The sequence below is a fragment of the Verrucosispora sp. NA02020 genome (assembly GCF_013364215.1).
GTDB lineage: Bacteria > Actinomycetota > Actinomycetes > Mycobacteriales > Micromonosporaceae > Micromonospora.
Map to the genome: position 1 here is coordinate 5561835 of NZ_CP054923.1, position 21600 is coordinate 5583434.

Here is a 21600-nt window from a genome sequence, read left to right on the forward strand (position 1 = left end):
GCCACTAGCCTGGAACCATGATCCCCCGCTCGCGCCGCGCCGCACGCGCCGTCGCGTACCAGGTCTTCTACCGGCTGCCCCTGCCGGTACGTCGTCAACTGGTCCGGATGGCGGTACCCAAGTACATCGTCGGCGCCGTCACACTGCTGCGCGACAGCGAGGCCGACGGTGCCGGTCGGCTGCTGCTGCTGCGCCAGCCACCGGGGCGCGGGTGGACGCTGCCCGCCGGTCTGCTGCAACGCGGCGAGAACCCGGCGGTGGGTGCGGCCCGCGAACTGCACGAGGAGACCGGCGTCCGACTCGCCCCGGCCCGGCTGACCCCGGCCACACCGAACGCGATCGTGCACGCCAAGGGCTGGGTCGACATGGTCTTCACCGCCGAGGTGCCGGCGTCGACCACCGCGCTGGAGGTGGACGGGGCGGAGGTCTTCGAGGCCGTCTGGCATCCGCTGGACGACCTGCCCAAGCTGACCTGGCCCACCGCCCGGCTGCTCGCCTACTACGGCATCGGCCCGCTGACCGACCGGTTCCCGCCCCCACTCCCCGACACCGCGCCGTGAGCGGCCCGGACGCCGGTCCGACCGGCGCACCGGCGGGCGGGATCTGCGCGGTGGTGCTCGCCGCCGGCGAGGGCACCCGGCTGCGCCCGCTGACCGAGCGGGTGCCCAAGGCGCTCTGCCCGGTGGGCAACGTACCGCTGCTCGACCGGGCCCTGGCCCGGCTCGCCGGTCTCGGCCTGACCGGGCCGGAGACGGTCGCCGTCAACGCCAGCTATCTCGGCGAGCAGGTCGTCGAGCAGGTCGGTACGCGCGCCCACCTCTCCGTCGAGCCCGACGGTCCGCTCGGCACCGCCGGTGGGGTGGGCCGGCTGCGGGACTGGATCGCCGGGCGGGGCGTCCTGGTCGGCAACGCCGACGCGTACCTGGCCGATCCGGCCGCACCACCCGGGCCGGACATCGCCGCGCTGCTGCACGACTGGGACGGTGACTCCGTACGCCTGCTCGGCCGACCCGCGCCGGACCTCACCGCGCCGGGCACCTTCGACGGCCACGTCTTCACCGGCTTCTCGCTGCTCCCCTGGCGGCTGGTCCGGGACCTGCCGCCGGTCTTCGGCGACCTGGTCCGCGCGGTCTGGCGACCGGCCGAGGCCGACGGCCGGCTGACGGTGGTCCCCTACCCGGGAACCTTCGTCGACACCGGCACCCCGGCCGACTACCTCGCCGCCAACCTGCACGCCGCCGGCGACGACAGCCTGGTCGACCCGACCGCATCCGTCACCGGCGGCTGCCACCGCAGCGTGGTCGGCGCGGGTGCCACCGTGGCCGGCGAGGTGACCCGCAGCGTCGTCTGGCCGGGCGCCACCGTCGACGCCGGTGAACGCCTGCACGAGGTGATCCGCACCGCCACCGGCCTCACCGTCCCGGCTGCCTGACCCTGCTTCCTCCGGTTCCTTCCCCGGGGCCGGTCGGATCGGTCGGGTCTGTCCGCCCGATCGGAGCGTGCGGCAGCGGTACTCCGGGGCGGGTCCGGCAGGCAGGCCATAGCATGGGCAGCGACGCCGACGAACGGAGAGACCTGCCGTGATCACCGCGATCGTCCTGATCGACTGCGCCACCGACTCGATCCCCGAGGTGGCCGAGGCGCTGGCCGACCTGCCCGGGGTCAGCGAGGTCTACTCGGTGGCCGGACACGTCGACCTGATCGCCATGGTCCGGGTCCGCCAGTTCGAGGAGATCGCGCAGATCATCGCCGGCAGCATCTCCAAGGTGCCCGGAGTGCTCAACACCGAGTCGCACATCGCGTTCCGCGCGTACTCCCGGCACGACCTGGAGGAGGCGTTCGCGATCGGCCTGGGCGCCACCGACTGACGCGCCACCACGCTGCCGGTCCCGGCGCCGAGGTGCTTCGCGGCCCTTCGCGCTGGGGAGACCGAGGTCCTGCGCGGCCCCTTTGCTCTGCTTCAACCCACGCAACGGTTCGCGCCGAAGAGCAGTGCGTCGGTTGAAGCAGAGCAAAGGCCGGACAGAGAACTAGCTGGAGTCTTCAGCCGAGCGGTCCGCTTCCTGCCACGACGGGACGAGCCGGTCCATCCCGGAGGACGGACCGGCTCGCCGTGTTCACCGCCGGATCAGCTCTCCTGCGGCACCGGGACCTCGGTGACACCCGGCGCCGGGGACTCGGTGGTGCCACCCGGGGTCTCCTCGGTGACGCCCGGAGCCGGGGTGGTGCCACCCGGAGCCGGCACCGTGCCACCCGGGCCCGGCGTACCGCTGGCGCTGGTCTGCGGGACTGGGATGCCCAGTTCCTCGGCCAGCGTCACCAGGGCGTCGTAGTGCGCCTGCAGCACCGGCAGCGCGGTCTGCGCGAGCTGGACCACCTGCGGCTCGGTGCCCTGCGAGATCTCCGTCTGGGTCGCCTGGATGGCCTGCAGGTGACCGGCCAGACCCTGGGTCACCCAGAGCCGGTCGAACTCCTCACCACTGGCGTTGTTCAGCTGGTCGAGAGCCGTCCGCTGATCAGGGGTGGGCTCGTTCGGCAACTGGACGTTGAGCTGCCCGGCCACGTCCTGCACCGACTGGTCCAGCTCGGTGTGGTCCGTGACGAACTGCTGCGCCAGCTCCTTGACCTGCTCGTTCTCGGCCTTCTGCTGAGCCAGCTCACCTGCGGCGATCTCGTACAGGTTGACCTGGTGCACCGCCTGCAGGTACTGCGTGTCCTGTTCCGAAGGCTGCGCCGCCGCCTGCGCTGCCGCAGCGGGCGCGACACCCACCAGCACCAGTGCGGCCAGCAGGCCGAGGCGTTTGATACCCAACATGCTTCCTCCCCGTTGAGACGTTGGACCGCACGGATACCCGGCTGGCCGGGGTTATTCCTGCGATCCGACGACGGGCGGGAAGCTCCGGCGGCGGGGTGGAAGGCCCACAACGGGCGTGGCGCCCGCCGGATCTCTCCGGCGGGCGCCACGTCACGCGGTGACGGAACTCAGCGGCGGGACTCGCCGCTGCCGATCTCCTCGCGCTCCGCGCGCGGCTCGACGGGCGGGTGACCCGGCGACACCGGCGCCTCGGCCGGCTTCTCGATCGGGTAGAAGAAGCCCCGGATCGCCGGCCCGAGCGCACCGAGCCGGTTCATCTTCTTCGGCACCACCCAGCCCGCGTAGTCCAGCTCGGTGTGTCCGTGCTCGTCCGGTGCGGTCAGCGGCTGGTGCACCTCGACGAACCGACCGTCCGGCAGGCGCCGGATGATGCCGGTCTCCACACCGTGGGCCAGGACCTCCCGGTCGTGCTGTTGCAGACCGAGGCAGATCCGGTAGGTCACGTAGTACGCCAGCGGCGGAAGGAGCAGCAGACCGATCCGGCCCGCCCAGGTCATCGCGTTCAGGCTGATGTGGAACTTGTCGGCGATGACGTCGTTCGCGCCGGAGAGCGTCAGGATCACGTAGAACGTGATGGCCATGGCGCCCAGGCCGGTCCGGAACGGCACGTCGCGGGGACGCTGGAGCAGGTTGTGGCTCCGGTAGTCCTTCAGGTAGCGGGCCTCCATGAACGGATAGAGCGTGGAGAGCCCGACCAGGATGCCCGGTAGCACCACCGTCGGCCAGAACAGCGGTGGAATCACGTACCCGTCGCCGATGGGTATGTTGATCTCCCAGTCCGGCATCAACCGCGTCGAGCCGTCCAGGAACATCACGTACCAGTCGGGCTGGCTGGCCGCCGAGACCACCCACGCCTCGTACGGGCCGAACAGCCAGAGCGGGTTGATCTGGATCAGGCCACCCATCAGCGCGATCACGCCGAAGACGACCATGAAGAAGCCGCCCTGCTTGATCGCGTACCGGGGGAACATCCGCTCGCCCACGACGTTGTTGTTCGTCCGGCCCGGACCCGGCCACTGGGTGTGCTTCTGCTTGAAGACCAACCCGAGGTGGACGCTGATCAACGCGACCAGCAGACCCGGGATGAGCAGCACGTGGGCGATGAAGAACCGGCTGATGATGATCGTGCCGGGGAACTCGCCGTCGAAGACCGCGGCGGTGACCCAGGTGCCGATCACCGGGATGGAGAGCATGATCGCCGAGGCGATCCGCAGACCGGTGCCGGAGAGGCCGTCGTCCGGAAGCGAGTAGCCGGTGAAGCCGGCCAGGAAGCCCACCCAGAACAGCAGCGAACCGATGATCCAGTTGGTCTCACGCGGCTTGCGGAACGCACCGGTGAAGAAGATCCGGAGCATGTGCACCACGATCGCCGCCATGAACAGCAGCGCGGCCCAGTGGTGCATCTGCCGCATGATCAGGCCGCCCCGGACGTCGAACGAGATGTCCAGCGTCGAGGCGTACGCGGCCGACATCGGCGTACCCCTCAGTGGGGCGTAGCTGCCGTTGTAGATGACCTCGGTCATCGTCGGCTCGAAGAAGAAGGTCAGGAAGACACCGGTCAGCAGCAGGACGATGAACGAGAAGAGCGCGATCTCGCCCAGCAGGAACGACCAGTGGTCCGGGAAGACCTTGTTGAGCAGCTTGCGCAGGGGGGTGGCCACCTGGAAGCGGTCGTCGACCGCCCGGGCGGTGTTGCCCGGAACCGCTGCTACGTCAAACTTGCGCCGCTTCACGGCCGCTCCCAGAAGTCGGGCCCGACGGGTTCGGTGTAATCGGACGTCGCCACGAAGTAGCCCTCGGAGTCCACCTCGATCGGCAACTGCGGCAGCCGCCGGCTGGCCGGACCGAAGATGGGCTTGGCGTTGTCGGTGATCAGGAACTGCGACTGGTGACACGGGCAGAGCAGGCGGTTCGTCTGCTGCTCGTAGAGGCTCGCCGGGCAGCCGGCGTGCGTGCAGATCTTCGAGTAGGCGGCGTAGTTGCCCCACATGTAGTCGCCGTGGCCCTCGCGCTCGTTGTTGCGGCGCGAGGTCTCGGCGTCGGCGTCCCGCAGGTGGATCAGCAGGGTGGGCGAGTCGGCGTGCAGGTTGCTGACCCCGTGCTCGATCCCCGGGAAGACGGTGATCTGGCCGCCGGCGCTGATGTCGGCGGGGCGGATCGGCCGGCCGTCCTCACGGACCAGGCGGATCTTCTGGCCGTCCTGCGGGGCGAAGCCGGTGGTCATCATCTGGTCGTTCTCGTGCGGGTCGGAGATCAGGCCACCGACCAGCGGCGCCGCGGCGACCGCACCGACCGGCACCAGACCGGCCAGCAGCGACATGCCGAGCAGCGGGCGGCGCTTCACGCCGAGCTCGTCGGCCATGTAGAGCATGGTCTGCCCGGTGATCGTTCGGTCCTCGCTGGCCACCACGCCCTCGTGCCGGTCCTGGATCGACACCTCCTTGGGCAGCAGCTTCTTGCCCCAGGTCAGGATGCCGAAGCCGATGCCCAGCAGGGCGATGCCGAGGGTCGTGCCGAGCAGCGGGGTGAAGTACTTGTCCCCGCCACGGCCCGGCTGGTACTCCCAGGGCCACCAGATGTAGACCGCCAGGAAGGCCGTCGCGGCCAGGCCGGTGACCAGGAACATCCCGGCGACCGTACGGACCAGCCGGCGCTCGGCCTTGCTGCCCGGCGCGACCTGCTCCTCGTAGTGGACGATCTCGATGTCGTCCCGACGGGCGCCCTCGCGGACGATGTCGAACCGGCTCAGTGCCGGGTCGTTCACGTCCACCGTCTCTCGGCCCGCGTGGGCTGGCTGCTCGGTGTGGGTGCTGGTTCGCTCGGTCACGACTTGCCCGCAATCCACAGGCTGGCGAAGACGAGTGCGACGATGCCGATCAGGAAGATCGCGACGCCCTCGGTGGAGGGTCCGTACCGGCCCAGGTTGAACCCGCCCGGGTCACCGTCCGACTTCAGCGTCTGCTGGATGTAGGCGATGATGTCGGCCTTCTGCTCCGGCGTGATCTGGTTGTCACCGAAGACCGGCATGTTCTGCGGGCCGCTCAGCATCGCGGCGTAGATCTGCCGGTCGGTGGCGGGCGCGAGGCTCGGTGCGTACTTGCCGGAGGAGAGGGCGCCGCCGCCGCCGCTGAAGGCGTGGCACTGCGAGCAGTTGATCCGGTACAGCTCGCCGCCGACCGCGATGTTGCCGTCGGAGTGCAGGTTGTCGCCGGCCGGCACGACCGGGCCGCCACCGAGCTCCTGGACGTACGCGGCGAGCTGGTCGATCTCGTCCGGGGTGAACACCGCGGGCTTGCGGGCCGCCTGGGCCTCCTGCCGGGCCATCGGCATCCGGCCCGAGCTGACCTGGAACTCGACCGAGGCCCCGCCGACGCCGATGAGGCTCGGCCCGCGCCCCTCGACACCCTGCGCGTTGCGACCGTGGCAGGTCACACAGCTCACGTCGAACAGCGCCCTGCCGTCCGCGGCGGCGCTGCTCAGCGGCGGGTTTTCCTGCGCCGACGCGCTCGGGGCGAGGACGGTGTAGGCGCCGCCGGCCAGCATCAGCGCGGCGACCAGCCGGACCGCGGCACCCAGCCGACGGCGGCCCCTGCTGGGCGCCACGGGCCGCCCGCGCAGCCGCGCGAGCAGGCCGCGTCGGCGGTCGTTGTCAGAAGTCATGACCTGTGTCCTTAACCGGTTGGACCTTGTCTCAGGGGGTGGAGCAACGGCACGGCGCGAGACACGCCAAGATCACTGAAGCCAGTAGATCATGGCGTAGAGCCCGATCCAGACCACGTCGACGAAGTGCCAGTAGTACGACACGACGATCGCCGAGGTGGCCTGGGCCGGCGTGAACCGGCCCATGGTGGTGCGGATCATAAAGATCACGAAGGCGACCAGACCTCCCGCCACGTGCAGGCCGTGGAAGCCGGTGGTCAGGTAGAACATCGACCCGTAGCCGTCTGCGTTGATCTTGATGCCGTGGTGGACCAGCTCCCGGTACTCGTTGAGCTGGCCGAGCAGGAAGATCAGGCCCATCACGAAGGTGATCGTGAACCAGCGCCGCAGCGCGTGCACGTCACCCCGCTCGGCGGCGAACACGCCGATCTGGCAGGTCACCGAGGACAGCACCAGGATCGTCGTGAACGTCGTCGCGTACGGGATGTTCAGGACCTCGGTGTGCATCGCCCACTGCTCCGGCGCCGCCGCGCGGATGGAGAAGTACATGGCGAACAGCGCCGCGAAGAACATGAGCTCGCTGGAGAGCCAGACGATCGTCCCGACGCTGACCATGTTGGGCCGCGTCAGAGAGTGGATCCGGCTCTTGTCAATGGCTGGGGCCGCAGTCACGCGGTCATTATTGCCGTTGACCACGGCCGGCGATCAGCGGGGGGTGAAACCCGTGGTCCGAGTGGCCCGATCGGTACCGTCCGGTTCGCCTGACCTAGGCTGATTGGCGTGCTGGAAACCGACCCGATCACGCTGGCCGTATCGGCCGCGCCGCAGCTGACGGCGGGCGCGATCAGCCCGGCGACGGCCCCGGTGACGGGTGGCGCCGGGTGGCTCGCGGCCGACGCCGGCCCGCCGCCCTTCCAGATCACCGCCGTGGTCACCGAGGCCAGGCTGGACAATTGGCTCGCCGTCGTCCTGGTCGTCGCCGCCGCCCTCTACCTCTACGGAGTGCACCGGCTGCGGCTGCGCGGGGACCGCTGGCCGATCGCCCGGACGGTCTTCTTCCTCGGGCCCGGCCTGGGCGGCATCGCCTCGGTCACGGTCAGCGGACTGCACGCGTACGACACCACGCTGCTGTCGGTGCACATGGTGCAGCACATGGTGCTCTCCATGATCGCGCCGATCTTCCTGGCGCTGGGCGCGCCGGTGACGCTGGCCCTGCGTACGCTGCCGACCCGCCCCCGCAAGCGCCTCCTGGCGGTGCTGCACAGCAGGGTCGTACGGATCTGGACGTTCCCGCTGGTGGCGTTCGCCATCTTCGTGGTGAACCCGTTCGCGCTGTACTTCACCGACCTGTACCGCTACACCCTGGAGAACGTCTGGGCGCACGAGGTGGTGCACGCCCACTTCATCATGACCGGCTGCCTCTTCTTCTGGCCGCTGGTCGGCCTGGACCCGCTGCCCGGACGCTGGCCGTACCCTGGCCGGGCCCTGCTGATGCTGCTGTCGGTGCCGTTCCACACCGTGCTCGGACTGACCGTCATGCAGAGCAGCACCCTGTTCGGCGGCGACTGGTACCCCTCGCTCGGGCTGACCTGGGCCGACCCGTGGGACGACCAGGTGCTCGCCGGAGGCATCCTCTGGGCCGGCGGCGAGTTCGTCAGCGTGACGATGCTCGGCGTCCTGGTGGTGCAGTGGATGCGCTCGGCCGAACGGGAGGCCCGCCGGGTCGACCGCGAACTGGACCGCCAGGAGGCCCGCCAACGTGCGGCGGAGACCGCCGCCGGCTCCCCCACCTGAGCCGGTCGGCGGGGCACGCGGGGCGGCGTGTCCCGGCGGTCGGCACGACCGGTACGATCGGCGGCGCAGCTACGAGGTGGGAGCAAGTCTGACCATGAGCGAGCGCGAGCGAGTCATCGGACTCGGTGCGGTGGTGCCAGCGGACGGCACGGAGCGAAGCGGAGTGTCGGCATGAGTGAGCGTCTGTGCACCGTCCTGCTCTACAGCGACGACCCGCAGGTGCGGGACAGGATGCGGCTCGCCGTGGGCACCCGCCCGGCGTCCGACCTGCGCGTCGAGTTCGTCGAGGCGTCCACCTACGCCGAGTGCGTCCGCGTGGTCGACGACTTCGAGATCGACCTGATGCTGCTCGACGGTGAGGCCAGCCCCGGTGGCGGTCTCGGCATCGCCCGGCAGATCAAGGACGACTACGAGAACTCCCCGCCGACCTGCGTGGTGATCGCCCGTGCCGCCGACCGCTGGCTGGCCGCGTACGCCGAGGTCGACGCCACCCTGGTCCACCCGCTCGACCCGGTGACCACCGCCGCCACGGTGGCCGAGGTCCTGCGGACGCACGCCCCCGCCTGACGCACGCCCGACTCCGGCACCGCCACGGCGCCGGGCGAGCCGGCGCCGGTCCCGTCCCACCCGCACTCGTCTGCTCGGGAGGCCCGTCATGGGCGATCGGACCTGGCCACACCTGCTCACCGCGCTGCTGCGCGGCGAGGAACTCTCCGCCGCCGACACCGCCTGGGCGATGGGCGAGATCATGTCCGGCTCGGCCGCGCCGGCCCAGATCGCCGGTTTCGCCGTGGCGCTGCGCGCCAAGGGCGAGACACCGGCCGAGGTGACCGGGCTGGTGGAGGCGATGCTCGGCCAGGCCGTCCCGGTCGAGCTGCCCGAGGAGGTACGCGCCACCGCGCTGGACGTGGTCGGCACCGGTGGCGACCTGGCGCACACCGTGAACATCTCCACGATGACCGCCCTGGTGGTCGCCGGAACGGGCGTCCGCGTCGTCAAGCACGGCAACCGGGCCGCCTCCTCCTCCTGCGGCACCGCGGACCTGCTGGAGTTCCTCGGCATCCCGCTGGACCTCGGTCCGGAGGGGGTGGCCCGCTGCGTCGAGCAGGCCGGTATCGGCTTCTGCTTCGCCGCCCGCTTCCACCCCGGCATGCGGCACGCCGGCCCGGTACGCCGCGAGTTGGGCGTACCCACCGCCTTCAACTTCCTCGGCCCGCTCACCAACCCGGCCCGTCCCCGCGCCGGTGCGGTCGGCTGCTTCGACTCGTCCATGGCACCGGTGATGGCCGCCGTCTTCGCCGCCCGGGGCGACTCGGTGATCGTGATGCGCGGCGAGGACGGCCTCGACGAGTTCACCACCGCCGCACCCACCCGCTTCTGGATCGCGCAGAACGGCACCGTCAGGGAGACCGTGGTGGACGCCACGGAGCTCGGGGTACCCCGGGCCACCCTCAGCGACCTGCGCGGCGGTGACGCCGCCTACAACGCCGACGTGGCCCGTCGGCTGCTCGCCGGCGAACCCGGGCCGGTACGCGACGCCGTGCTGGTCAACGCCGCCGCCGCCCTGGCCACCCAGGGTCCGCTGGACGGCGACCTGACCGACGCCCTGCGCGCCGGCCTGGACCGGGCCGCCGAGTCGATCGACTCCGGCGACGCCGCCCGTACGCTCGACCGCTGGATCGAGGTCGCCACCGCCTGACCCGACCCCCGTCCAGGCCGGTCGGCCGAGTGCGGAAACGTCGGACGGCCGTGGAAAACTACAGTCGAGTAGTTCCCCACACGACCGCCGGCCGGCACGCGCGGGAGGAGACGCCCCATGTTGGTACGTGAGCTGCACTGTGAGACCTGCGACGGCATGCGGGCCTTCGAGATGCCGCCCTGTGCCGATGGTCACGGCCCCGACTGTCCCGAACTCCTCTGCACCGGATGCGGCACGGCGATCTTCGTCGCCCCCTACGCCTCGCTCTCGCGGGCCACGCCGCCCGCCCGCCGGGCGCTGCACCCACGCCACGCCGCCTGACACCCCACCCACGTCACCCCGCCCGACGTGGCCGACCCCGGACACGGACACGGGAAAGCCCGCCTCCCTCAGGGAGGCGGGCTTTCACCAGGTCGCTGTGCCGGTCAGTGCTCGGCGGTGCGCCGGGTGCCGCTGTAGTACTCGAACAGCAGGCCGCAGGTGGCGAGGACCACTGCGAGCATGCCGGCGACCAGCAGCCAGAGCTGCCAGAACACCAGGCCGAGGCCGGCGATGGCGGCGGCCAGGGCCAGCCCGAACGGCCAGTAGCTGCCGGGGCTGAAGAAGCCGATCTCGCCCGCGCCGTCGGCGATCTCACCGTCGGGACGGTCCTCGGGACGCAGGTCGATCCGGCGGGAGACGAACCAGAAGAAGCCGCCGCACATCGAGCAGAGCAGGAACGACAGCAGCAGGGCCACGGTGCCGATCCACTCGACCCGACCGCCCGAGTCGGCGAACGTCCAGCCGCCGTAGAGGGCGGTCGCGAAGAGCAGGAACGCGGCGATGATGAGGAAGATGCGCCACTCGGTCTTCATCCGGCGTTACCTCAGCTTCCCGCGCCGGCCGTGGTGTTGGCCTGGTTGAAGTTGTCCTGGGTACGGCGCGTCTCGAACGGCTTCGTGGTGATCGCGTACGGCTCCTCGCCGATGGCGGTCAGCGCGTCCTGGGTCGAAGCCCCGTCCTGCTTGGCGGCGAGGAACCGGTCGAAGTTCTCCGGCGAGACGACCCGCAGCTCGAAGTTCATGAAGGCGTGGTAGCTGCCGCACAGCTCGGCGCAGCGGCCCACGTACGCGCCCTCGGACTCCAGCGAGGAGACCTCGAAGACGTTACGGATGCTGCCCGGCATCACGTCCCGCTTGAACAGCATCTCCGGCACCCAGAAGGAGTGGATGACGTCGCGGCTGGTCTCCTCGAACCGGATGGACCGGTTGCTCGGCAGCACCAGGATCGGGATGACCTCGCTGGTGCCCAGCACCGAGGCGGTGGTCTCGGCGTCCACTCCCTGGCCGTCGCGGTAGTTGAACTGCCAGTTCCACTTGAAGGCGACCACCTCGACGGTGACGTCGGGGTTGTTCGTGGTCTTCACCACGTCGGTCTGCACGACCGCGGTGTAGTAGAAGAGCACGGCCACGACCAGCACCGGCGCGATGGTGTAGAGGAACTCCATCGGCAGGTTGTAGCGGGTCTGCACGGGCAGCTCGTTGCCGCGCTTGCGGTAACGCACCACGCACCAGAAGATCAGGCCCCAGACGAAGACGCCGACCACCAGCGCGGCGATGCACGAGGCGATCCACAGGTCGTACATCCGCCGGGATTCCGGCGTGATGCCGCCCTGGGGCCAACCGAAGCCGCCGAACGCCGCGCCGACGTCACAGCCCGTGAGCAGGACCAGCAGCGCCGCCCCGCCGAAGCCGAGCCCGGCAAGACGCCCGGCGCGACGCCCCCGACGCCCGACGGCTCCTGGGGATGCGCTGCTCCGCACGGCCGTCGGCCGTACCTCCGAACTCCTTGCGACCACCTGGTCCTGCCTCCCTAGCGCGCCGCGGTGCTTCCTCGGTCGGGCCGGCTCCGCCGAGCGGAACCACCACACCAGCGGCAAAGGCGTCACCGACGGTCGCAGATTACTCGACCATGACGGGCTCGACCCGGTTGGGGTCACTCTCCGCCCTGGACGGGGGATCTTGCGTCGACCGAGGCGATAGCGTGGGCAGACGTGATTCCTTCCCCGGTCTACCTGGACGCGGCCACCGCCGCGCCGCTGCATCCGGTCGCCCGGCAGGCGCTGCTGGCCGCCCTCGACGACGGTTGGGCCGACCCGGATCGGCTCTACACCCAGGCCCGCCGCGCCCGCCAGCTGCTCGACGCCGCCCGCGAGGCGACGGCGGACACCCTCGGCGTACGCCCCGACGAGCTCTCCTTCACCCCCAGCGGTACGAGCGCGGCGCACGCGGCCGTGCTGGGCGGCCTGGCCGGTCGTCGACGTGTCGGGGCGGGGCTGGTGCACTCGGCGATCGAGCACTCGGCGGTGCTGCACGCGGCCGAGCAGCACGTGGCGCGGGGCGGCACCGCGAGCGAGGTGCCGGTCGACCGGTCCGGCCGGCTGGACCCGGTGGCCTGGTCGGCGGCGGTGGCACGGCCCGAGGTGGCGCTGGCCGCGCTGATCGCCGCCAGTCACGAGGTGGGCACCGTGCAGCCGGTCGAGGAGGCGGCAGTGGCCTGCGCCGAGGCCGGGGTGCCGTTGTACGTCGATGCCGCCCAGGTCGTGGGGCGGGTACCGGTGCCGGCCGGCTGGTCGGTGTTGACCGCGAGTGCCCGCAAGTGGGGCGGTCCGCCGGGCGTCGGGCTGCTGGTGGTCCGCAAGGGCACCCGCTGGGAGTCGCCGTGGCCGTCGGACGAGCACGAGTCGGGGCGTACGCCCGGCACGGTCAACCTGCCGGCGGTCGTCGCGGCGGCGGCGAGCCTGCGCGCGGCGGCGGCCGACGCCGACGTCGAGGCGGCCCGGCTGACGCCGCTGGTGGACCGGATCCGGGCCCGCGTGGCGGCCGACGTGCCGGACGTGGAGGTGGTCGGCGATCCGGTGCGCCGGCTGCCGCACCTGGTCACCTTCTCCTGTCTCTATGTCGACGGCGAGGCGCTGCTGCACGCGCTGGACCGGCGGGGCTTCGCGGTGTCGTCGGGCTCGTCCTGCACCTCGTCGACGTTGCGCCCGTCGCACGTGCTGGAGGCGATGGGGGTGCTGTCGCACGGCAACGTCCGGGTCTCACTGCACCGGGGCACCACCGAGGCGGACGTGGACCGCTTCCTCACCGAGTTGCCGCAGATCGTGGCCGACCTGCGGGCCGAGGCGGGGGTGGTGGGGCTGTGACGACCCCCGACGAGGTGCTCGACTGTCTCGGTCAGCGGTGCCCGCTGCCGGTGATCGCGCTGGCCCGCCGACTGCCGTCCCTGCCGGTCGGCGCGGTGATCCGGGTGCTCGCCGACGATCCGGCGGCGGCGGTGGACATCCCGGCCTGGTGCCGGATGCGCCAGCAGGAGTTCCTCGGCGCCGCCCCCGGCCCCGGCTACGACGTCCGCCGCTCCGCGTGAAAGGCGGCATCCACCGGCCGCTGTGAAAGGAAGGGCACCTTATTAACGCCTCGTGCATAGCCGGGGTCCCCTGCTAACACCGCACTAACACTGCGACGGCGCGTCGATCCAGAGCAGTCGCAGCCGACGACCGGTGCGGGAGAAGATGCGTAAGGCGGTATCCGGGCTCCGGAAGCGCCCGGTGAAGGCACTGTCCTCGCCACAGACCAGGGCACGGCCGTCAGGGAACGCCAGGCCCCAGGCGAAGATGCCGCCGTCGGCGCGGTCGCCGTACTCCTCGCAGATCGCGAACCGTCGTGGCGCGCACTCGTCGACCATCTCGGCCAGCATCAGGTGAAACTCCTCGGGCGAGCCGAGGGGTGGTGAGTCGCCCACGGGACCTCCTACGACAGGCGTTGCTATACGTATAGCTCTTTGCCTTGCTCAATGGAAGCGCCTACGCCATGATGTTCGTGTCGCACGAAGAGAGGCAAGCGATGGCAGCACGTAACGACCCCTCCGCGCTGCGGTGGTTGATTGGCGCGGAGTTGGGCCGATACCGGCGTGAGGCGGCGATGACACTCACCGAGCTGGCCGACCGCACCGGCATCGGCAAGCCGAAGCTCGGCCACATGGAGACCGGGCGCTACCAGCAGTTCCCTGACGACATCGCGGCCGTGTTGAGCGCCTGCGGCGGGGACCAGCCTGCGATCGACCGGCTCACCGCGCTCGCCACCCGGTCGGACGCGAAGACCTGGTGGGCACCGTGGGCCAACGTGATGCCGGACTGGTTCAAGACGTACGTCGGCCTGGAAGGTCTCGCCGACGGCGCGTTCGTCTTCGAGTCGATGGTGATCCCCGGCCTGCTTCAGACAGAGAGTTACGCCCAGGCCCTGACTCTCGGCACCGGCTTCGTCCGTCCCGATCATGCCGAGCGTTTCGTGTCGTTCCGGCAGACGCGGGCGCATCGGTTGACCGACGACGATCCGCTGACCCTGCACGCGGTGGTCGGCGAGGCCGCGCTACGCCTGCGGGTCAACGGGGACGAGACGCGGCAGGCCCAGCTCGTCCACCTGGCGGCCATGTCGGAGCTGCCGAACGTCACGGTGCAGGTGCTGCGCCCCGAGGACGGCCCGCATGCCGCTACTCCGTTGGGCAAGTTCGTTCTGCTGGACTTCGCCCACGTCCGGCCGATCGCCTACACCGAGGTCCTCGACGGGGCGATGTACGTGCAGGACCCGGACGGCGTACGGACTTATAAAATGGTGGCCGACAACCTGCGCCAGGTCGCCCTCTCGCCCGCCGAGTCGCGCGCGTTGATCAGGGAGTTGGCCGGCGCGGCCTAGCCCCGGAGGCCAACCGTGTCCACCCCCGACCTCTCCGCCGCCCGTTGGTTCACCAGCAGCCGCAGCGCCAACAACGGCGACTGCGTCGAGTGCGCGATCCTGCCCGATGCGATGGCGGTACGGGACAGCAAGGATCGCTCCGGCCCGGTGCTCGTCTTCTCGTACAGGCAATGGTCGGTCTTCGTCACCGACCTCAGCACGCGTCGCCGACCGACCGATCTCGGGTAACCGTCACGACGATCGGCTCTCGATCCCGTCCGCCGTAGCGGAACCGCTCGGGATCGAGAGCCGAGACACCGTGACGGTGCGGAGGTCAGGGCAGCAGGTGGGGGCGGACCTCGTCGGAGGCCTCGTCGCCGTACGACTCGGCGAGGCGCTTGACGAACAGGTCGCGGCGCACCTGGTACTCCTGGGTGCCGACCGTCTCCAGCACCAGGGCGGCCAGCAGCGAGCCGACCTGCGCGGCGCGCTCCAGCCCGACGCCCCAGGAGAGCGCGGTGAAGAAACCGGCACGGAAGCCGTCGCCGACGCCGGTGGGGTCGATCGCCTGGGCCTCGCGGGCGATCGGCACGTGGATCGGCGCGAAGTCCCGCCCGGCGATCTCCACCCCGTCCTTGCCCAGCGTGGTGACCCGGATCCGGACCCGATCCAGCAGCTGCGCGTCGCTCAGTCCGGCCTTGCTCTGCAGCAGCGACTTCTCGTAGTCGTTGGTCATCAGGTACTCGGCGCCGTCGATGAGCGACACCACGTCCTCGCCCTCCATCCGGGCGAGTTGCTGGGACGGGTCGGCGGCGAACCGGTATCCGCGCTCACGGCACTCGGCGGAGTGGCGCAGCATGGCCGCCGGGTCGTTGGCACCGACCAGGACCAGGTCCAGCCCACCGAGCCGCTGCGCGACGGGGTGCAGCTCGATGTTGCGCGCCTCGCTCATCGCGCCGGCGTAGAAGGAGGCGATCTGGCACATGTCCGTGTCGGTGGTGCAGACGAAGCGGGCGGTGTGCGCCACCTCGCTGACGTGCACCGAGTCGCAGTCCACCCCGTGCCGCTCCAGCCAGGAGCGGTAGTCGGCGAAGTCGGCGCCGACGGCCCCGAGCAGTACGGGGCGCAGGCCGAGCTGCCCCATGCCGAACGCGATGTTCGCCGCCACGCCGCCCCGGCGCAGCACCAGGTCGTCCACCAGGAAGGAGAGCGAGACCTTGTGCAGCTGGTCGGCGATGAGCTGGTCGGCGAACCGGCCCGGGAAGCTCATCAGGTGGTCGGTGGCGATCGAGCCGGTCACGGCGATCTTCATGTCAACCCTCGGGGTCGGGATCAGGGCGCGGTCAGCCTACCGGCCCCACGCTCGCCGAGCGACCAGCCCGCTCAACCTCCCCCACCGCCCACTTACCCACCCACCACCCCAAACCATCCCGCCCCCGGCCAACCCACCAACCACACTCCCGTACCCGCACCGACCGCGTTGTCGATCAAGAGGTTTTCGCCCTCCCGACCGCCTCCCGGGTGACCAAACCTCTTGATCAACTCAGACAGGGCGGGGCGGGGCGGGGCGGGGAGAGAGGGGGAATGCGCGACGGCGGAACGGCCCAGGGGGCCGTTCCGCCGTCGGAGGTCGGAGACTCAGCTGAAGGAGTCGCCGCAGGCGCAGGAGTTGCCTGCGTTGGGGTTGTCGATGGTGAAGCCCTGGGCGTCGATCCGGTCGGCGAAGTCGATGGTGGCGCCGGTCAGGTAGGGGGCGCTCATCCGGTCGACGACCACCTCGACACCGTCGTAGTCGGTGACGACGTCACCGTCGAGCGAACGCTCGTCGAAGAAGAGCTGATACCGCAGGCCGGAGCAGCCACCCGGCTGCACGGCGACGCGGAGCCGCAGGTCGTCGCGGCCCTCCTGCTCGATCAGGGCCTTGACCTTCTGCGCCGCGACGTCGGTGAGGACGACGGACGTGGGGGCCTGGGCCTCGGTCGACTCGGTCTGCGCTGGCGTGGTCACGTGGAATTCTCCCTGCGCGCGTTCGAAGAAGTGGTCTTCCCCTGGCCAACGTCGTTCGCCGGTCAGCGATTCCCACAGCGGTCCAGCTTCTGATTGTAGGCCGCCGACGGCCGGGTGACCCGGCAGCGTGACCGGCCCCTCCGACGCACGCCGGACAGCGGGGCGGTCCGGGGACGACCTGCGGTCAGCGGCTCCACTGCCGGGCCAGTCGGGAGCCGAGCTCCCGCAACCCCTCGGCCGGACGCTCCATCGCCGCCGCCAGCCCGCCGCGCTCCTCGCCGCCGAAGTGCTCCACCAGGCTGTACGCGTCGGTCACGCCGACCGACGCCGCCTCGCGCCGACCGGTGCTGACCTGGCCGGCGAGCACGACGCAGGGTACGCCCCGGTCGCGCGCGGCGCCCGCCACCCCGGCCACCACCTTGCCGCGCAGCGACTGGTGGTCGAACTTGCCCTCGCCGGTGACCACCAGGTCGACCTCGTCGAGCACGCTCTCCAACCCGATCGCCCGGCTGACCAGTCCGATGCCGGACTCGCACCGCCCGCCCAGGGCGAGCAGCGCGGCACCGATGCCTCCGGCCGCGCCTCCGCCGGGCAGCGCGCCGAGCCCGCTCGGGCAGCCCGGCAGGTCGTGTTCGAGCACCTCGGCCCAGCGTCCGAGCGCCGCGTCGAGCAGCAGCACGTCGGCGCGGTCGGCACCCTTCTGCGGCCCGAAGACGTTGCTCGCGCCGTGCAGCCCGAGCAGCGGGTTGTCGACGTCGGTGGCGGCGATCAGGCGGGCGTCGCGCAGCCGGGGCGCCCCGTCGAGGGTGGCGACGGCGGCCAGCGCGGCACCGCCGTACGGCAGGGCGTTGCCGGTGTCGTCCAACGGGACCGCACCCAACGCGGTGATCATCCCGGCGCCGCCGTCGTTGGTGCCGGAGCCGCCCAGCCCGACGACCACCGTCCGGGCGCCCGCCTCGACCGCGGCGGAGATCAGCTGACCCAGCCCGTACGACGTGGTGGCCCTGGGGTCCCGTTCGGCCGGGTCGAGCAGGTGCAGTCCGCACGCCTGGGCGCTCTCCAGCCAGGCGGTCGCGCCGTCGTCGGTGAGCAGGATCTCACCGGCGACCGCACGGCCCAACGGGTCGGTCGTCGACACCGGCACCCGTCGTCCCGACAGCGCGCCGGCGAGCACGTCGAGGAAGCCCGGCCCGCCGTCGGCCAGCGGCCTGACCAGCAGATCGTCCCCGGGTGCGATCTCCCGCCAGCCGTCGGCCACCGCGGCGGCGACCTCGGGTGCCGGCAGCGTGCCGGCGAACTTGTCCGGACAGAGCAGTACGCGCATGCCTGGCAGTGTGGCAGCCCACACCGGCACAGGCGGCGCGCTGGTCATGCTGTGGGACCATGGTCAGCGTGACGTCGACCTGGACTGAGCCCTCCAACACCGCGACTGCGCTGCTGCTTCTCGGCCGTGGCAGCGATCCCGCCACCGAGCGTGGCGTCGAGTGTCCGGGTGACCTGCCGGCACCGAGCGACCCCGATCTGGTGTCCCGGGCGGCGGCGGCCAAGGCCGCGCTCGGTGACCGGGTCTTCGTGCTGGGCCACCACTACCAGCGCGACGAGGTGATCCAGTTCGCCGACGTGACCGGTGACTCGTTCAAGCTGGCTCGCGAGGCCGCCGCCCGGCCGGACGCGGAGTACATCGTCTTCTGCGGCGTGCACTTCATGGCCGAGAGCGCCGACATCCTCACCTCGAAGGCGCAGCAGGTGATCCTGCCGGACCTGGCGGCCGGCTGCTCGATGGCGGACATGGCCGCGCTGCCGCAGGTCGAGAGCGCGTGGGACGTCCTGACCGAGCTGGGCATCGCGGCCCGGACCGTCCCGGTGACCTACATGAACTCGTCGGCCGACATCAAGGGCTTCGTCGGCCGCAACGGCGGGGTGGTCTGCACCTCGTCGAACGCCAAGCGGGCCCTGGAGTGGGCGTACCAGCAGGGCGAGAAGGTGCTCTTCCTGCCCGACCAGCACCTGGGCCGCAACACGGCGGTGCTGGAGATGGGCTTCTCGCTGGACGACTGCGTGCTCTACGACCCGCACAAGCCGGGCGGTGGGCTGACACCCGAGCAGCTGCGCGACGCGCGGATGATCCTGTGGCGGGGGCACTGTTCGGTGCACGGCCGGTTCACCCTCGACAGCGTCAACGACGTCCGCGAGCGGGTCCCCGGCGTGAACGTGCTGGTGCACCCGGAGTGCCGGCACGAGGTGGTCAACGCGGCCGACCTGGTCGGTTCGACGGAGTACATCATCCGTACGATCGAGGCGGCTCCGGCCGGTTCGGCATGGGCGGTCGGCACCGAGCTGAACCTTGTCCGCCGACTCGCGCTGGCGCACCCGGACAAGCAGATCATGTTCCTGGACAAGGCCGTCTGCTACTGCTCGACGATGAACCGCATCGATCTGCCGCACCTGGTGTGGGCACTGGAAGAGCTGGTCGCCGGCCGGGTGGTCAACCGGATCACCGTCGACGCCGACACCGCGCACCACGCGCGGGTGGCGCTGGACCAGATGCTCGCGCTACCCGGCGCCTGATCACTCTCGGCAACCATTGCCGCACACAAAAGTGCCGGATCACCGATAAATGCCCCCAGGGGTAGTGTGACCGGATCCATTCTCATCACAGAGGGCTATGCTGCCGGGCGGACGAGAACGCGGGCGCGTGCGTTTGGCCGCGACCGCGCCGTGGGTAGCGACCCGCGGTGACCCACATCGACACGGCAGCACGCACGCGCTGGAGGTTGCGTTGACCGACGACGTCCTGGTCGTACACGGAGGCACCCCGCTCGAAGGGCGGATCCGCGTGCGCGGTGCGAAGAACCTGGTTTCCAAGGCGATGGTCGCCGCCCTGCTCGGCGACAGCCCGAGCCGGTTGTTCGACGTGCCCAGGATTCGCGACGTGGAGGTGGTCCGGGGCCTGCTCGGGCTGCACGGCGTCAAGGTCACCGACGGCCTCGAGGACGGTGAGCTGGTCTTCGACCCGGCCAACGTGGAGAGCGCCAGCACCGACCAGATCAACGTGCACGCCGGATCCAGCCGGATCCCGATCCTGTTCTGCGGGCCGCTGCTGCACCGCCTCGGGCACGCCTTCATCCCGGACCTGGGTGGCTGCCACATCGGGCCCCGGCCGATCGACTTCCACCTGCAGGCGCTGCGGGAGTTCGGCGCCACCGTCGACAAGACGCCCGAGGGGCTGCACCTCTCCGCCCCGAACGGCCTGCACGGCACCAAGTTCTCGTTGCCCTACCCGAGCGTCGGCGCGACCGAGCAGGTGCTGCTCACGGCCGTGATGGCCGAGGGCGTCACCGAGCTGCGCAACGCCGCCGTCGAGCCGGAGATCATCGACCTGATCTGCATCCTGCAGAAGATGGGCGCGATCATCAAGGTGCACACCGACCGGGTCATCGAGATCCAGGGTGTGCCCCGGCTGCACGGCTACACCCACCGGCCGATCCCGGACCGGATCGAGGCGGCGAGCTGGGCCGCGGCGGCCCTGGCCACCCGGGGCCACGTCGAGGTGCTCGGTGCCGAGCAGGCCGACATGATGACCTTCCTGAACGTCTTCCGCTCGGTCGGCGGCGAGTACGAGGTGACCGACGTCCGGCCGCCCAAGCTGGGGAACCCGGGCCAGGAAGGCGGCATCCGGTTCTGGCACCCGGGCGGCGAGCTGAACGCGGTGGCCCTGGAGACCGACGTGCACCCGGGCTTCATGACCGACTGGCAGCAGCCCCTGGTGGTGGCGCTGACCCAGGCGCGGGGCCTGTCGATCGTCCACGAGACGGTCTACGAGCAGCGGCTGGGCTACACCGAGGCGCTCAACACGATGGGCGCGAACATCCAGGTCTACCGGGACTGCCTGGGCGGCACCCCCTGCCGCTTCGGCCGGCGCAACTTCAAGCACTCTGCGGTGATCGCCGGGCCGAGCAAACTGCACGCCGCCGACCTGGTCATCCCCGACCTGCGCGCCGGTTTCAGCCACCTGATCGCCGCGCTGGCCGCCGAGGGCACCTCCCGGGTGTACGGCGTCGACCTGATCAACCGGGGCTACGAGGACTTCGAGGCGAAGCTCGCCGACCTCGGCGCGCACGTCGAGCGACCCTGACCCCGACCACCTCCGTACGAGCCCGGTGCACCGCGATGTGCACCGGGCTCGTGGCGTTGGCTACCCTTGCCGCGTGCCGTCGCTGTTTCGTCGTAAGTCCGCCGACCTCGCCGATCCCGCCACCGAGCCGGAGACCCCGGCCGAGGAGGAGTCGGAGTCCACTCGTGCGCGTGGTTACACGCCGAGCAAGGGACGGGAGACGCCCAAACGGCCCACCACCGGCCGTCGGCCGGCGGGCGCGACCAAGGCGCTGAGCAAGGACGAGGCCAAGGCGCTGCGTCGCCAGCGACGGGCCGAGGCGTCGGCGGAGTTCCGGCGCGAGGGCGGTCCCCGTGACCGGGGGCCGGAGCGGCTGCTCGCCCGCAACGTGGTCGACTCCCGGCGTACCGTCGGCACCTGGTTCTTCGGCGGCGCGCTGGTCGTGCTGATCGGCTCCAACCAGGCGATGCCCCCGGCGATCCGGCTCGCCTCCAACCTGCTCTGGGGCGCGCTGGCGCTCGGCGTGGTGATCGACTCCGTCCTCATCTCGCGCAAGATCAAGAAACTGGTCCGGGAGCGCTTCCCCCGCACCGAGCAGCGGATGGGCTCGCTCTACTTCTACGCGATCATGCGGTCGATCACCTTCCGCAAGCTGCGTACCCCCGAGCCCCGCGTCGCCCTCGGCGACCCGGTCTGATCGGTCGGGTCGCCGTCGCACGACGGCGACCGCTCCGGCCTTCGG

The 21600-nt window shown here is 71.0% G+C and carries 25 protein-coding genes; 14 read left to right on the plus strand and 11 right to left on the minus strand.

Annotated elements, in window-relative coordinates; genetic code table 11:
- The first annotated feature begins 17 nt into the window (after window positions 1–17).
- From HUT12_RS24680 to HUT12_RS24690, 3 genes are all read left to right on the plus strand, one after another.
- Window positions 18–560, plus strand: a complete 543-nt coding sequence (locus HUT12_RS24680; protein ID WP_131054104.1) for an NUDIX hydrolase — start codon at window positions 18–20, stop codon at window positions 558–560.
- Window positions 557–1432 carry a sugar phosphate nucleotidyltransferase gene (locus HUT12_RS24685; protein WP_254876948.1) on the plus strand — a complete coding sequence of 292 codons (876 nt, stop codon included), beginning with the start codon at window positions 557–559 and terminating at the stop codon, window positions 1430–1432. The genes HUT12_RS24680 and HUT12_RS24685 overlap by 4 nt, the downstream gene beginning before the upstream one ends.
- Before the next feature lie 148 nt (window positions 1433–1580).
- Window positions 1581–1868 carry an Lrp/AsnC family transcriptional regulator gene (locus HUT12_RS24690; RefSeq protein ID WP_131054105.1) on the plus strand — a complete coding sequence of 96 codons (288 nt, stop codon included), beginning with the start codon at window positions 1581–1583 and terminating at the stop codon, window positions 1866–1868.
- Window positions 1869–2128: 260 nt separating this feature from the next.
- Here the strand turns inward: HUT12_RS24690 and HUT12_RS24695 are convergent, their stop codons facing one another.
- The 5 genes from HUT12_RS24695 to HUT12_RS24715 form a co-directional block, all read right to left on the minus strand.
- Entirely contained in the window at window positions 2129–2815 is a 687-nt protein-coding gene (locus HUT12_RS24695) for a DUF4142 domain-containing protein (RefSeq protein WP_176094913.1), read from the minus strand.
- A gap of 167 nt (window positions 2816–2982) precedes the next feature.
- On the minus strand, window positions 2983–4608 hold the full coding sequence (locus tag HUT12_RS24700; RefSeq protein ID WP_131054107.1) for a ubiquinol-cytochrome c reductase cytochrome b subunit: 1626 nt from the start codon (window positions 4606–4608) through the stop codon (window positions 2983–2985).
- Complete coding sequence (locus HUT12_RS24705) at window positions 4605–5702, minus strand: ubiquinol-cytochrome c reductase iron-sulfur subunit (RefSeq protein ID WP_131054108.1); 1098 nt, start codon at window positions 5700–5702, stop codon at window positions 4605–4607. The genes HUT12_RS24700 and HUT12_RS24705 overlap by 4 nt, the downstream gene beginning before the upstream one ends.
- The gene (locus tag HUT12_RS24710) at window positions 5699–6535 is read right to left on the minus strand and encodes a cytochrome c (RefSeq protein WP_176094914.1); all 837 of its coding nucleotides are present in this window, start codon (window positions 6533–6535) and stop codon (window positions 5699–5701) included. Before HUT12_RS24710 ends, HUT12_RS24705 begins: the two co-directional genes overlap by 4 nt.
- A 72-nt stretch (window positions 6536–6607) precedes the next feature.
- A complete protein-coding gene (locus tag HUT12_RS24715; protein ID WP_162854382.1) occupies window positions 6608–7207 on the minus strand; it encodes a heme-copper oxidase subunit III in 600 nt (199 codons plus the stop codon).
- 171 nt (window positions 7208–7378) lie between these two features.
- Between HUT12_RS24715 and HUT12_RS24720 the strand changes: the two genes are divergently transcribed.
- The 4 genes from HUT12_RS24720 (at window position 7379) to HUT12_RS24735 (ending at window position 10349) form a co-directional block, all read left to right on the plus strand.
- Window positions 7379–8329: a cytochrome c oxidase assembly protein gene (locus HUT12_RS24720; RefSeq protein ID WP_254877075.1), complete on the plus strand. Its 951-nt coding sequence runs from the start codon at window positions 7379–7381 to the stop codon at window positions 8327–8329.
- A 171-nt stretch (window positions 8330–8500) separates the two neighbouring features.
- Window positions 8501–8896 (plus strand): hypothetical protein, encoded by a 396-nt coding sequence (locus HUT12_RS24725; protein WP_131055539.1) that lies wholly within the window; start codon window positions 8501–8503, stop codon window positions 8894–8896.
- 88 nt (window positions 8897–8984) lie between these two features.
- The gene (gene trpD, locus HUT12_RS24730; RefSeq protein ID WP_176094916.1) at window positions 8985–10028 is read left to right on the plus strand and encodes an anthranilate phosphoribosyltransferase; all 1044 of its coding nucleotides are present in this window, start codon (window positions 8985–8987) and stop codon (window positions 10026–10028) included.
- Window positions 10029–10145: 117 nt separating this feature from the next.
- Window positions 10146–10349, plus strand: coding sequence for a hypothetical protein (locus HUT12_RS24735; RefSeq protein ID WP_131055535.1), 204 nt, complete (start codon window positions 10146–10148; stop codon window positions 10347–10349).
- 104 nt (window positions 10350–10453) lie between these two features.
- On the opposite strand, the gene HUT12_RS24740 is transcribed toward HUT12_RS24735, so the two are convergent.
- Window positions 10454–10882, minus strand: coding sequence for a cytochrome c oxidase subunit 4 (locus HUT12_RS24740; protein ID WP_131055533.1), 429 nt, complete (start codon window positions 10880–10882; stop codon window positions 10454–10456).
- Window positions 10883–10893: 11 nt separating this feature from the next.
- Entirely contained in the window at window positions 10894–11865 is a 972-nt protein-coding gene (coxB, locus tag HUT12_RS24745) for a cytochrome c oxidase subunit II (protein WP_176094917.1), read from the minus strand.
- 195 nt (window positions 11866–12060) lie between these two features.
- Between coxB and HUT12_RS24750 the strand changes: the two genes are divergently transcribed.
- Together HUT12_RS24750 and HUT12_RS24755 are read left to right on the plus strand one after the other, a co-directional pair.
- Window positions 12061–13212, plus strand: coding sequence for a cysteine desulfurase family protein (locus HUT12_RS24750; protein ID WP_176094918.1), 1152 nt, complete (start codon window positions 12061–12063; stop codon window positions 13210–13212).
- A complete protein-coding gene (locus HUT12_RS24755) occupies window positions 13209–13433 on the plus strand; it encodes a sulfurtransferase TusA family protein (protein WP_131057789.1) in 225 nt (74 codons plus the stop codon). The genes HUT12_RS24750 and HUT12_RS24755 overlap by 4 nt, the downstream gene beginning before the upstream one ends.
- 84 nt (window positions 13434–13517) lie before the next feature.
- On the opposite strand, the gene HUT12_RS24760 is transcribed toward HUT12_RS24755, so the two are convergent.
- Complete coding sequence (locus HUT12_RS24760) at window positions 13518–13808, minus strand: hypothetical protein (protein ID WP_217706043.1); 291 nt, start codon at window positions 13806–13808, stop codon at window positions 13518–13520.
- Window positions 13809–13909: 101 nt separating this feature from the next.
- Between HUT12_RS24760 and HUT12_RS24765 the strand changes: the two genes are divergently transcribed.
- Window positions 13910–14758 carry a helix-turn-helix transcriptional regulator gene (locus HUT12_RS24765; RefSeq protein WP_176094919.1) on the plus strand — a complete coding sequence of 283 codons (849 nt, stop codon included), beginning with the start codon at window positions 13910–13912 and terminating at the stop codon, window positions 14756–14758.
- A gap of 15 nt (window positions 14759–14773) precedes the next feature.
- Window positions 14774–14986 (plus strand): DUF397 domain-containing protein, encoded by a 213-nt coding sequence (locus HUT12_RS24770; protein WP_176094920.1) that lies wholly within the window; start codon window positions 14774–14776, stop codon window positions 14984–14986.
- 85 nt (window positions 14987–15071) lie between these two features.
- On the opposite strand, the gene HUT12_RS24775 is transcribed toward HUT12_RS24770, so the two are convergent.
- The 3 genes from HUT12_RS24775 to HUT12_RS24785 all read right to left on the minus strand — a co-directional run bounded on the left by HUT12_RS24775 (window position 15072) and on the right by HUT12_RS24785 (window position 18068).
- Window positions 15072–16049, minus strand: a complete 978-nt coding sequence (locus HUT12_RS24775; protein WP_131057788.1) for a carbohydrate kinase family protein — start codon at window positions 16047–16049, stop codon at window positions 15072–15074.
- A 326-nt stretch (window positions 16050–16375) separates the two neighbouring features.
- Window positions 16376–16744, minus strand: coding sequence for an iron-sulfur cluster insertion protein ErpA (erpA, locus tag HUT12_RS24780; RefSeq protein WP_131056096.1), 369 nt, complete (start codon window positions 16742–16744; stop codon window positions 16376–16378).
- A gap of 184 nt (window positions 16745–16928) precedes the next feature.
- A complete protein-coding gene (locus HUT12_RS24785) occupies window positions 16929–18068 on the minus strand; it encodes a glycerate kinase (RefSeq protein WP_176094921.1) in 1140 nt (379 codons plus the stop codon).
- A gap of 68 nt (window positions 18069–18136) precedes the next feature.
- On the opposite strand from HUT12_RS24785, the gene nadA reads away from it, so the two are divergent.
- From nadA to HUT12_RS24800, 3 genes are all read left to right on the plus strand, one after another.
- Window positions 18137–19312 (plus strand): quinolinate synthase NadA, encoded by a 1176-nt coding sequence (gene nadA, locus HUT12_RS24790; protein ID WP_176094922.1) that lies wholly within the window; start codon window positions 18137–18139, stop codon window positions 19310–19312.
- Window positions 19313–19523: 211 nt separating this feature from the next.
- Window positions 19524–20879, plus strand: a complete 1356-nt coding sequence (murA, locus tag HUT12_RS24795; RefSeq protein ID WP_176094923.1) for a UDP-N-acetylglucosamine 1-carboxyvinyltransferase — start codon at window positions 19524–19526, stop codon at window positions 20877–20879.
- Between the two features lie 73 nt (window positions 20880–20952).
- The gene (locus tag HUT12_RS24800) at window positions 20953–21555 is read left to right on the plus strand and encodes a DUF3043 domain-containing protein (protein ID WP_131056104.1); all 603 of its coding nucleotides are present in this window, start codon (window positions 20953–20955) and stop codon (window positions 21553–21555) included.
- The last annotated feature ends 45 nt before the right edge of the window (window positions 21556–21600 follow it).